Source organism: Mucilaginibacter gilvus (assembly GCF_004054195.1).
Lineage (GTDB): Bacteria > Bacteroidota > Bacteroidia > Sphingobacteriales > Sphingobacteriaceae > Mucilaginibacter > Mucilaginibacter gilvus.
In genome coordinates this window covers 91,909-104,019 of sequence record NZ_SBIW01000001.1, presented here as the reverse complement: position 1 = coordinate 104,019, position 12,111 = coordinate 91,909, and the positions used below count along the sequence as shown (strand labels likewise).

Annotated in this window: 12 protein-coding genes; 6 read left to right on the top strand and 6 right to left on the bottom strand. The window is 44.1% G+C overall.

Annotation, left to right across the window (positions count from 1 at the left end; all coding sequences use genetic code 11):
- Window positions 1-314: 314 nt before the first annotated feature.
- The 6 genes from yidC to trpS form a co-directional block, all read right to left on the bottom strand.
- Window positions 315-2,135 (bottom strand): membrane protein insertase YidC, encoded by a 1,821-nt coding sequence (gene yidC, locus EPL05_RS00490; protein WP_128531552.1) that lies wholly within the window; start codon window positions 2,133-2,135, stop codon window positions 315-317.
- A 75-nt stretch (window positions 2,136-2,210) separates the two neighbouring features.
- Window positions 2,211-3,821: a CTP synthase gene (locus EPL05_RS00485; RefSeq protein WP_128531551.1), complete on the bottom strand. Its 1,611-nt coding sequence runs from the start codon at window positions 3,819-3,821 to the stop codon at window positions 2,211-2,213.
- 390 nt (window positions 3,822-4,211) lie between these two features.
- Complete coding sequence (locus EPL05_RS00480; protein ID WP_128531550.1) at window positions 4,212-4,451, bottom strand: hypothetical protein; 240 nt, start codon at window positions 4,449-4,451, stop codon at window positions 4,212-4,214.
- A gap of 327 nt (window positions 4,452-4,778) precedes the next feature.
- A complete protein-coding gene (locus tag EPL05_RS00475) occupies window positions 4,779-5,369 on the bottom strand; it encodes a hypothetical protein (RefSeq protein WP_128531549.1) in 591 nt (196 codons plus the stop codon).
- 5 nt (window positions 5,370-5,374) lie between these two features.
- Complete coding sequence (locus tag EPL05_RS00470; RefSeq protein WP_128531548.1) at window positions 5,375-5,989, bottom strand: deoxynucleoside kinase; 615 nt, start codon at window positions 5,987-5,989, stop codon at window positions 5,375-5,377.
- A 120-nt stretch (window positions 5,990-6,109) separates the two neighbouring features.
- Window positions 6,110-7,105, bottom strand: a complete 996-nt coding sequence (gene trpS / locus EPL05_RS00465) for a tryptophan--tRNA ligase (RefSeq protein WP_128531547.1) — start codon at window positions 7,103-7,105, stop codon at window positions 6,110-6,112.
- Between the two features lie 41 nt (window positions 7,106-7,146).
- On the opposite strand from trpS, the gene EPL05_RS00460 reads away from it, so the two are divergent.
- The 6 genes from EPL05_RS00460 to EPL05_RS00435 all read left to right on the top strand — a co-directional run bounded on the left by EPL05_RS00460 (window position 7,147) and on the right by EPL05_RS00435 (window position 12,101).
- Window positions 7,147-7,902, top strand: coding sequence for a lysophospholipid acyltransferase family protein (locus EPL05_RS00460; RefSeq protein WP_128531546.1), 756 nt, complete (start codon window positions 7,147-7,149; stop codon window positions 7,900-7,902).
- Window positions 7,877-8,164, top strand: a complete 288-nt coding sequence (gatC, locus tag EPL05_RS00455) for an Asp-tRNA(Asn)/Glu-tRNA(Gln) amidotransferase subunit GatC (protein WP_128531545.1) — start codon at window positions 7,877-7,879, stop codon at window positions 8,162-8,164. The genes EPL05_RS00460 and gatC overlap by 26 nt, the downstream gene beginning before the upstream one ends.
- A gap of 106 nt (window positions 8,165-8,270) precedes the next feature.
- Window positions 8,271-9,056: an ABC transporter ATP-binding protein gene (locus EPL05_RS00450; RefSeq protein ID WP_128531544.1), complete on the top strand. Its 786-nt coding sequence runs from the start codon at window positions 8,271-8,273 to the stop codon at window positions 9,054-9,056.
- A 2-nt stretch (window positions 9,057-9,058) separates the two neighbouring features.
- The gene (locus EPL05_RS00445) at window positions 9,059-9,553 is read left to right on the top strand and encodes a hypothetical protein (protein WP_166727597.1); all 495 of its coding nucleotides are present in this window, start codon (window positions 9,059-9,061) and stop codon (window positions 9,551-9,553) included.
- Between the two features lie 12 nt (window positions 9,554-9,565).
- Window positions 9,566-10,381 (top strand): helix-turn-helix domain-containing protein, encoded by an 816-nt coding sequence (locus tag EPL05_RS00440; RefSeq protein ID WP_128531542.1) that lies wholly within the window; start codon window positions 9,566-9,568, stop codon window positions 10,379-10,381.
- A gap of 64 nt (window positions 10,382-10,445) precedes the next feature.
- Window positions 10,446-12,101 carry a serine hydrolase domain-containing protein gene (locus EPL05_RS00435; protein WP_128531541.1) on the top strand — a complete coding sequence of 552 codons (1,656 nt, stop codon included), beginning with the start codon at window positions 10,446-10,448 and terminating at the stop codon, window positions 12,099-12,101.
- Window positions 12,102-12,111 lie beyond the last annotated feature (10 nt).

The following is a 12,111-nucleotide window of genomic DNA, read 5'->3' as shown; positions in this document are numbered from 1 at the left end:
GAAACATCCCGATGGAATGAAAAAATTGAAATCGTTCTGTAGGAACGTTTCATGGGTAGAAAAACAAATAGCAAGTAATACGTTCCATCGGAACGTTTCATGATCTTGTCTTATCCTGGGCTATTACTCTCAACAGGGGAATCGCACAATCCCTTGCGCGCAAAGTGGATTTGCGTAACCGCCCTGCTGCCAAGGAGATTGCCTCGTGCCTTATAACAATGCGGTGTTAAAAATCAAACCAACAAAAAACCCACAGCCTATAAAGCTGTGGGTTTGTATTTTATCTTTCGTCTTTTAGTCTTTCGTCCAAAAGATTATTTCTTCTTCGCTTGCACTTGTGCTTGAGCGCGCATCATTTCGTCGAGTTTGGCACCGAAACCTGTTTTTTTCTTTTTAGGGTCGTCGGGTTTCTTTTTATTCTCCTGGATCTGGGCATGGATCTTCTTATCATCAACCATGAATTTGATCAGGTATTGCTGTAAAAAGGTTAGCATGTTGGCCAAAAAGTAATAGTAGTTTAAACCTGATGGGTAGCTGTTAAGGGTGATGAGGAAGATAAGCGGCGTAATATAGCCGATGTACTTCATCTGCCCCGTCGCGCCCGAGATTTGGTTGTTGAAATAAGTGTAGATCAGCGTTGAGATGGTCATCAGCAAACACATCAAACTGATGTGACTTACACCAAATATTGGCGCGAAGGTGATAACCGAATCGTACGTGGAAAGATCGTGCATCCACAGAAAGCTTTGGCCGCGAAGCTCAAATAAGCTTGGGAAAAAGCGGAAGAACGCGATCACTATCGGCATTTGTATCACCAACGGCAAACAACCACCCAGCGGGTTCACGCCTGCTTTTTTGTAAAGCTTCAGGTATTCCTGCTGTAAAAGCGTAGGGTTGTCCTCGCCAACTTTACCTTTTATCTCATCCATTTCCGGCTTTAAAACGCGCATCTTGGCCATACTTAAGTACGACTTGTAGGTAAGCGGGGACAATACCAACTTCAGGATAAGGGTTAAAGCTAAGATGATGATACCATAGTTCCAGTTGAATTTATTCAGGAAGTTAAATATAGGCAGGGTAGCAAACTGGTTGATGTATTTCAACGGACCCCAGCCCAGGTTAACCAGTTTTTGCAGGTCGTAACCCTGGTCCTTTAAGGTAGAGTAACGGTTTGGGCCGAAGTAAAACAGCAGCGGTGCCTCGCCCAAAGCATTACGGCCAAAGGATAGGTCAGCTTTCATTTGCTTCACATCGGTAGTATCGTTAATATCGGTACTAACCGCTAAGTTAGATTTGCTGATGCCGCCGGTTGCGATCAACGCGTTAGAGAAAAAGTGCTGCTTAAATGCCACCCACTGCATTTTTTTGTCGGTGATGGGTTTTGCCTCGTCTTTGGCTTCGCTCAGGTAATCCACCTCATTGTCTGTATTTTTATAATACACGGTAGAGTACTGGCGCTCCATTTTAATGTCTTTTTCCTGCTTATGCAGGCTGGCAGCCCAGCTGAGGTTAAGCGTGCCGCTGTTAGCGATCACTTGGTCAAGCCCAACGGGTTTAATGATAAGACCCAGTTTATAGCCGGTACCCTTTAAATTGTATACATAATCTATATACTGTGTAGGGCTGTAGCTTAAACGCATGGTAAGCGAAGACGAATCTTTACCGGCAACTTTCAACTCAGTTGCACTTGGGGTAAAGTACAAATCGTTGGTATTGATAGGTTTACCGGCAGCACTAAATGTAAGGCCAAAGGTGTTTTTATCGCCGCTGAAAAGAATAAGCGGTTTTTTATCAAACGTTTTATAGTTTTTTAGCTCCGCAGAGTAAACCTTACCGCCTTTGGTAGATAGCTTTAGGCGGATATCTTTATTCTCAACAGTTACAAACTCTTCTTTGCCTACGGTTGCTGCACCGAAAGCGGTTTTTAATACGGCAGAATCTACCACGGTAGATTTTTTAGCAGTATCAAACTTGGCGACTGTAGCGGGGGCTTTTATGCCGGCTCTTTTAAGCGAATCCTGGTGGGCTACTGCTCTTTCTTTTTTTATGGCCTCATCACTGGGCTTCATAAAATAGATCGAGGCCCCCATGATGATCATGATCAGGAATAATCCTGTAAACGTATTTCTATCCATTATCTAATATATCGTATGATTAACATCAGCTGGTTTTGTTACAACCGGGTGTCCATCAACCTACTGTTTTAATTGTTAATTCTTGCGTGCGTAGGCCAGCGAAGCGGCGACAAAGTTAATAAAAAGTGGGTGTGGATTTGCAACTGTTGATTTTAATTCGGGGTGGAACTGCGCGCCAACAAAAAACGGGTGGTTTTTAAGTTCAACTACCTCTACCAAACCGTTTTCGGGGTTAATGCCCGATGGTAGTAAACCGGCGGTTTCGTACTGTTTAAGGTACTTGTTGTTAAATTCGTAACGGTGGCGGTGGCGCTCGGTGATGCTGGTTTTGCCGTAAATAGCTGCTGCCTTGCTGCCTTTTTTAAGGTCGCATGGGTAGGATCCTAAACGCATGGTACCACCTTTATTGGTGATGTTCTTCTGATCTTCCATCATGGCGATAACCGGGTGCGGGGTGTCCTGGTTCATCTCTGTGCTGCTGGCGTTGGCAAGGCCCAACACGTTGCGGCCAAATTCAACCACGGCACATTGCATACCCAGGCAGATACCAAAGAATGGGATGTTATTTTGGCGCACGTAGCGTATCGCCTCTATTTTGCCCTCAAAACCGCGCTCGCCGAAGCCGGGGGCAACCAATACGCCATGTAAGCCTTTCAGCTTGTCTATAGCGTTCTCTACAGTTAATTGTTCTGATGGGATGTACTGTACCTTAACCTTGCACTCGTTTTTGGCACCAGCGTGTATGAACGATTCGATGATAGATTTGTAGGCATCCGGCAGCTCTACATATTTACCTACAAGGCCAATGCGAACTTCGGAAGTCGGATTTTTAAGACGACCCAAAAACTCTTTCCAGCTATCCAGATTTGGCTCGTTCTTGTGAGGAAGCTTAAGTTTGGTTAATACTGTTTTGTCCAGTTGCTCTTTCAGCATCAGCAATGGTACATCGTAAATAGTTGATGCATCCATCGACTCGATAACCGCGTTGATGTTTACGTTACAAAACAGGGCTATCTTTTTACGGATATCCATATTAATATGGTGCTCGGTACGGCAAACCAAAATATCCGGCTGTATCCCGTACTCCAAAAGCATTTTTACAGAGTGCTGGGTTGGTTTGGTCTTTAACTCACCGGCAGCAGCTAAATAAGGTATTAAGGTAAGGTGGATCACCAGCGCGTTGCCGCTGCCAACTTCCCATTTAAACTGGCGTACGGCTTCCACAAAGGGCAGCGATTCGATATCGCCAACGGTACCGCCAATTTCGGTGATCACGATGTCATAATCTCCTGTTTCGCCCAGGATACGCATGTTACGTTTTATCTCATCGGTAATGTGCGGAACAACCTGCACGGTTTTACCAAGGAAAGCGCCTTCGCGTTCGCGGTTAATTACATTTTGGTAAATACGACCTGTGGTAATGTTATTGGCTTTTGATGTTGGGGTGTTTAAAAAACGTTCGTAGTGGCCAAGGTCAAGGTCGGTTTCTGCACCGTCCTCGGTAACGTAGCATTCGCCATGCTCGTAAGGGTTAAGGGTTCCCGGATCGATATTAATATACGGGTCGAACTTTTGGATGGTAACGCGGTAACCGCGGGCCTGGAGGAGTTTAGCTAACGAGGCAGAAATAATGCCTTTGCCTAATGACGAAGTAACGCCACCCGTAACAAAAATGTATTTAGTCATGAGATTTTTTTGAAATCCCGGCAGCGGAATAAGGTCGTTGCCGAATGTTTGTGTACGGGGTACAAAAGTAAGAAAATTTGCGGGTTTTGGGGTATGGAAAATGCGAATGTGGAAAAGGGGTTGAAAAATTTTCGGGAGTTGGAGAGGTTGTAAGGGTTGGAAATTATTGCGTGTGGCAATATGTTTTACGGTATGTTCGTGTTCGGTTGTTTGCGCGAACAGCCCGAACAAGCCCGAACAAGACTTTTGACTGCGAGCGTCGGCGTTATCGGTGGCTCCCGTCCTTGTATCTCAGGGTTATTGTTAACAACACCAACACCGGCGGGAAATAAGATGTTCTTGGAAAGAATTAAAGCGTCCTCGATGTAGCGAGGACGCTTTAATTCTTTACTACATAATAAATTCTGCCGTTGCAGATTTTTGAATTTGTGATGCCCACCCTTCTACATACAGGTCTTTGCCAGAAATTGAGTAGTTAAAGTTTCTGGGGTCGGATGTTAAACCTTGAATTTTTAGTTTAGACAAAGCCAATTCATCAATTTCATTTTTCCCAATTCTACTTACAATTAAGTCTACTTGGTTAGAATCAAACTCCACCGAGTCGATTCTGATTTTAAATAATTTTTCCATAAAGCAAACATCAATCTTAACAATTTTAAAAAAAAGGACAGCAAAAGGTGAAATTAAGTGTTTTTGCATTGATAACAAACAGATAATCAGGTAAATGAGAGTAGAAAACCACTAAAATATGGAACAATATATTTTTCTGATATAATAAACTCCGTTTTAGCACCTTGTCGGTGTCGTCACCTACAAGCCCGCAATGTATGTGGACACGTTTAAACCGTAAAGCCGTTATATAACTTAGATATAAGGATTAGCCATTTAAAAACATCCGGGTTGTTGGTGACAACACAAACAACGGTGGGAAAAGTTAGCGCATGCAGTTATGTAAGATTATTTACCTCGCATATCCTGGTTGTACCGGTGTACATACTTTTGCAAGGCTTTAAAACTAAAGCTATCCTGTTTTTTAAACTCTTCCAATAAAGGGGCATCGTCTGCTATCATCTCTATAAAGAGATTTTTACGCTTGCTTTGGCTTCCATTATTAAAAATAGAATTCGATTTTAACTGAATAATAGGTGCGCCGTTTTTACTGATATACCAGTTAACAGTTGTTCCGGAAAATCCCATACCTCCATTAAAGGCTCCTCCGCCGTAATAGGATTGTTCATCTTCATACAGGTCGAGTTTCCCATGCTCACGGCGCGGCAAATAAACCGAATCCACCTGGTCGGGTTTGCGCACTGCGGCATACGTGGTAGAATCTTTTGCTTCAAAAACTTCAAGTATCTTATCGGGTGTTATTTTAATAAATTTTTTGTCGGCCGAATTTAGAGGAAGATACTTGCGTGTGCCTTTTAGTTCGCATTTTATGGTGTCGTGAGCGGTGGTGACCACGTAATTAACGGCAGGTTTAGCTTGTGCAAACAGCGTCTCGTTGCAAGCGCATATGGCTAATAGCAATAATAGTTTTATCTTCATTTCAATTAAAACAACCCGTTTATTTCGCGCTCTATCTTCTCCACAATAGTAGCCATATCTTCGGTTTTGTTGGCAAAATCCAGGTTGTCTTTATCCAGCACCAGCAGTTTACCCAGTTTGTAGTTTTTTATCCATTTATCGTACTTCTCGTTCAGTTTAGAGAGGTAATCTATCCGGATGCCTATCTCATATTCGCGGCCGCGGCGCTGTATGTTGTTCACCAGCGTAGGTACCGATGCTTTAAGATACACCAGTAGATCGGGCGGTTTGATGAACTCGGTAATGTTATCAAACATGGCCTCGTAGTTCTCGTAATCGCGGGTGGTCATCAGGCCCATATCGTGCAGGTTCTCTGCAAAAATGTAGGCATCCTCGTAAATGGTACGGTCCTGTATAATGTTGCGGCCACTGCGCTGTATCTCCACTATCTGGCGGTAGCGGCTGTTGAGGAAATAGATCTGCAGGTTAAAGCTCCAGCGTTTCATTTCGCTGTAAAAATCTTCCAGGTAGGGGTTATTGTCTACCGCCTCGTAAAGGGGTTCCCAACCATAATTTTTCGCCAGCATTTCGGTAAGTGTAGTTTTACCCGCGCCAATATTTCCTACAATAGCTATGTGCATATATAAATGTCTGAATCAGAATTTCCCGAATTTACAGAATTAACAGAATGTTTTTTGTTGTCTCGCCTGAATTCTGAAAATTTTCTAATTCTGAAAATTCTGATTCAGACATCAACCGAATTAAAACTTCCTGAAACCGATAATTTCCCTCACCTCCCTAATGGTTTTCTGGGCGCTTTCGCGGGCCTTGGCGGCTCCGTAAATAGCAACCTGGCGCAGGTATGCGGCATCGTTAGCTATATCGGTTATTTTTTCGCGGATGGGCTGTGTAGCGACGATCATATCCTCGGCAAGCTGTTTTTTCAGGTCGCCGTAACGGATGCCCATGCTATTGTACAGGCCGTCGAAATGGACGTAAGTATCCGGTGTAGATACAACCTTCATCAGGTCGAACAGATTTTGGATCTCCTGTGGTTTTTCCTGGTTCTCGGTGGTAGGGCCGCCATCGGTAACGGCGCGCATTACTTTTTTACGGATAGCTTCCGGCGTGTCTGATAAAAATATCGCGTTGCCTTCGCCTTCGCTCTTGCCCATTTTACCTTTACCATCAAGTCCAGGTATTTTTACCAGGTTTTTGCCCATGCTAAACGCATAAGGCTCGGGGAAGTAATCATTATTATACAAACGATTAAAGCGGTTGCCAAAGGTGCGGGCCATTTCCAGGTGTTGTTCCTGATCTTTACCTACTGGTACTTTTGTAGCCTTGTGGATAATGATATCCGCAGCCATTAAAACCGGGTAGGTTAAAAGGCCGGCGTTCACGTTATCGGGGTTGGCGCGTACTTTATCTTTAAAGGATGTAGAGCGTTCCAGTTCGCCGGTGTAGGCGTTCATGTTGAGGTACAGGTACAACTCGGTAACTTCGGGCACGTCGCTTTGTACATAAATTGTGGCCTTCTCCGGGTCGATACCCGCAGCCAGATACTCCACCAAAACCTGTTTTACGTTACCGTGCAGGTTGGCAGGGGTAGGGTGCGTGGTTAAAGAATGCAGATCGGCAATAAAAAAATAGCAGTTATATTCATGCTGCATTTTCACGAAGTTTTGAACAGCTCCGTAATAATTACCTAAGTGCAAATTTCCGGTAGATCGTATACCACTAACAACAGTTTCCATATAGGGGGCGAAAGTAAGTATTTTTTATATTTTTGAGGCTGATGAAAATGATATTGAAGAAACTGCACGTTTACCTTTACGCCTTTAGCGTGGCATTTTCATACTTGTTATTGTTCCCCTTCTTTTACTTTTTTTCGCGAAAACCTTCCCGATATAAGTATATGAACGCCCTGCGGCGGGTATGGGGCATAGTAAGTTCGTTTTGCTTGGGCATATTGTATGTTTTTGAGATAGAGCAACCGATAGACTGGAGCCGCACCTACATTATTTGCCCCAACCACACCAGCAACCTGGATATTACCGCCATGAGCATTTTTGTGAAAACAAACGATTGCTGTTTTATGGGTAAGCAGGAACTGGCCGATTTTTTTGTGACAGCCTTGTTTTTCCGAACGGTGGACGTACCTGTAGACAGGCAAAGCAAAATCGCATCATTCCGTGCATTTAAAAAAGTGATGGAACGTTTAGAAAGCGGCGTTACTACCATCATCTTCCCCGAAGCTACCATCCCCGATAATTATCCGCCCCAACTAAAAGATTTCAAGAACGGCCCCTTCCGGATGGCCATCGAACTTAAATTGCCAATCATCCCGGTTACATCCCTAAATACCTGGGAAATTTTATGGGACGACGGGCTTAAATATGGCTCGAAACCGGGTGTATGTAATATATTTGTACATAAGCCGATAGAAACGGCGCATTTAACTATTGATGATGCCGATGCCCTGCGCGACGAGGTACACGCCATCATCAGCCAAAAATTAGAAGAGCATGACCATAGACGAACAAACAGTTGATAAAATAGCCCACCTTGCCCGGCTGGAACTTGCCCCCGATGAAAAGGCGGAGATGATTGCCGATATGAACAAGATACTGGGCTTTATGGATAAGCTGAACGAGGTAGATACCACCGGTGTAGAGCCATTGGTATACATGACGGATGAGCCCAACGTGCTCCGCGATGATGTGGTGAAGCAGATTATCACCACCGAAGAAGCATTGAAGAATGCGCCGGATCATGATAACAGCCACTTTTTAGTAGCGAAGGTGATCAAGTGAGTTTTAAGTCTAAAGTAAATAGATCCGAAATCGAAACTCCGATATCCGAAATTAAATTTCCCCTGTAACATTTCACCCTACGCTACTGTCAAAGAAAGAAAAACGGATGATACCACTGAACAAATCCAAGGAAGAGCCATTAAAAACCAAGGAAGAGCCACTAATTATTTTAAAAGATATCGGGCGTAAGTATGTTATAGGTGCCGAAATTATACATGCTATAAAATCGGTAACTTTAAGTATCAATAAAGGTGAATTTGTGGCGCTGATGGGGCCTTCGGGTTCGGGGAAGTCTACCCTGATGAATATTTTGGGCTGTTTAGATACGCCAACCAAAGGCGAGTACATCCTCAACGGGCTCAACGTAAGCCACATGACGGATAATGAATTGGCCGAAGTGCGTAATTCCGAAATTGGCTTCGTTTTTCAGACATTTAACCTTTTACCGCGTAACAGCGCTTTAGATAACGTTGCCCTCCCGCTTGTTTATGCAGGCATCAGCAAAGAAAAAAGGCAGGCACGCGCCAAAGCTGCGTTAGAAAACGTAGGTCTGGGTAACCGTACAGATCACCGCCCTAACGAGCTATCGGGCGGGCAGCGCCAACGCGTAGCTGTGGCCCGCGCATTGATCAACAATCCATCCATCATCCTTGCGGATGAGCCAACAGGTAACTTAGATACAAAAACGTCCATAGAAATTATGGGGTTGATTGAAGATATCCACGCTAAAGGTAATACCATTATACTGGTAACGCACGAGGAGGATATAGCCCAGCACGCCCACCGTATTGTGCGTATGCGCGATGGTTTGGTAGAAAAAGATTACGAAAATACCAACATACAAACCGTGCGCCAGCATAGCGCCGCAGTGGGGATAGACCTGGGTAAGTAGTTATGATAAAGATCGATAAAACCAATTACGATCTGTATAAAAAGGTTTTTGAAATAATCTGGCAACATAAATCGACGCTTACACAAGCCGAAGCTTATTTGCAGGGCATAAATATTGGCAATCTCCCTTCGCCGGTTTCCATGCTCAACAACTTGGAAACTAAAAGCAAGCCACTTGCTTTAAAAAGCATGAAACTTGGGTTTTCTGATATTTTTTCAATGCTTAAGTATGCTCCTGATGAATTCAAAAAGGCCTTGGATGATGATTTGAAGGCAAATGGATTGCCGGGTTATTTTCTGCTTTATTCCCAATCAAAATATAAATTGTCATTGATATTAAAGCGCCAAACCATTAGTTTAATGGAGGAGTACTACTTTGTGATGGAGATATTAAATGATATCACAACAGAGATAACAGAGGAAGAAAGGCACGTTCTTAATAAATGCGTTTTGACATTTGAGCAGAAGCAAGCTAAAAAGAATAGGTTGAAGGATTGATAAACAAGCATTGTGGAGAATTTAAAAACCGGGCGCTTTTACGGGCAAACCAACAGCACCATCCACCTGGATTTTGCCACCATTACCGATACCGAATACACACACGACAGGGTAGACTGGCACTACCACGATAACGCCTACTTTACCTTCATACTGGATGGAAAGGTGATAGAAGGCAACAAAAAAGAAGTTTACAACTGTACCGCCGGCAGCCTGCTGTTCCACAACTGGCAGGACGCGCATTACAATATAAAACCCAAAGGTTTTACACGCGGTTTCCATATCGAACTGAACGAAAGCTGGTTCAATAGTTTCAAATTTTACCGGGATAATTTACAGGGCAGTTTCGCGGTAGCCAACCCCGATGTAAAATTCCTTTTCTACAAGATATTCCGCGAAACCAAGATCCAGGATGGTATTACAGCACTTTCCACCGAAATATTATTATTGCAGGCTTTGGCCAAAATGCAGGGTGATAGCATATCCGACGCCAAACAAGCACCACTTTGGGTTGGTAGGTTGAGAGATATTTTAAACGATAATATCGCCGGCAAATTCACGCTAAGCGAGCTATCGGGCATGTTACAGATCCACCCGGTGCATTTATCGAGGGATTTCTCCAGATATTTTAATTGCAACCTTGGCGAGTACATCCGCAAGCTGCGAATAGAAAAAGCGTTCTCGTTGCTGCCCAATAATAATTTATCCTTAACCGATATTGCCCTTACCTGCGGCTTTGCAGACCAGAGCCATTTTCTGCGGAGCTTTAAAAGTTTTAACCAGGCAAACCCTACCATCTACCGCAAACTTTTATTGCAGGCATGTTAATCCTGTTCTATTTTGCAGGCTTAATTTAGCGGAGATTTGCATAGACAACATCAAAACTAAAAACATGCATATCAACATAAAACACATTTTATTTGCCGCGCTTTGCCTGGTATCGCTTAACACAACCGCGCAAACCACCGATATTGTAACCCCGGAGCCTATTACAGGGGTGCGACAAAAGACCAACATTGGCCGCATTATTTTTTTGAATGATACCATCCCCGTGGCGCAAATAAAGGATGCCGATGTTTTACAGGAGTTGGTATTAAACCCAAAAAACAACCTCAGCATGTGTGCTTTTATGGGTAACTCGCTTACCAATTACCAGCACCAAATGGCACCCGACCTTACCTTGGCGCAACTGAATGAGGGCAATTATCAATTCACGTTTTATATTGACGACAAACCCATTTACCAGGAAAACCTGCATAAAGGGGCTGGCTACGCGCGTTTTAAAAACGGCCGCACGGCACTGCGTGTTAAGCTCATCAGTACTTTTCACGAGGATATGTGGAGCCGTTACCTGTTTGGCCGCATGATGATGCGTGGCGGCGAGGATGCCTTAACAACAGGCGCGCATACACTGCGGATAGAGCTGCGCCCATACATTGCCATCCCGGCACTCAAAGTGGGGGAAGTTATTGCCAAAGGCGATCTGAAATTGATCGTTTCGCCTGCGGAGGTGAAGGATATACAAATTCAAACCATCAAACCAAACAGCGGCTGGCCGGTATCTACAGAAGTTTACGATAAAAAGCTGATCATGGGCATGAACGAAAAGATAGCCCAAAATAAGTTCAAGAACATCAGCGGTATCGTAGTTATCAAAAACGGTAAGCTTTTAATAGAGGAATATTTTAACGGCGAAGGTAGGGACAGCCTGCACGATCCGCGCTCGGTAGGAAAAACCTTCGCATCGGCGGTAATGGGCATTGCTATAAAGGAGGGCTACATCAAATCGGAACAGCAAACGCTCGGTAATTTTTATAACCTGAAGAACTACCAGAATTATGCTCCAAAAAAAGATGGTATCACCATTAAAAGCCTGCTCACCATGAGTTCTGTTTTTGATGCGAATGATAACGATGATAACTCCCCTGGGAACGAAAACAATATGTACCCGACGGATAACTGGGTAAAATTCGCGCTGGATCTGAAAGTGGACAGCAGCAAGGAAGCCTACAAAAGCTGGAACTATTTTACAGCGGGTATAGTGGTGGTAGGGGATATCCTCAACCAAAAAGTACCCGGCGGGTTGGATAAATATGCCGACACCAAATTATTTAAACCCTTAGGCATTACCAATTACAGATGGCAATATACCCCGCAACATGTGGCTAATACAGCAGGCGGCATCAGGTTAAGGGCGCTGGATTTTGCCAAATTCGGGCAGCTTTATAAAAACGGCGGCGTTTGGAATGGCAAACAGGTCATCCCGAAGGAGTGGGCGCAAAAATCATTCACCAAGCAAATTGCCCTGCCGGCAGATGTGGTTGGCCCAGGCAATTACGGCTACCTCTTCTGGAATAAAACCTACACTATCGGCGATAGAGCTTACGAAACCTGGTACTGCACCGGCAACGGCGGCAACAAGATCTTTGTATTTAAAGACGCGCCACTGGTGGTTATCATCACCGCAACGGCTTACAACGAAGGCTACGCGCACCCCCAGGCTGATAAAATTATGCAGCAGTATATTTTACCTGCGGTGCTAAAATAAGGTTAAAGAG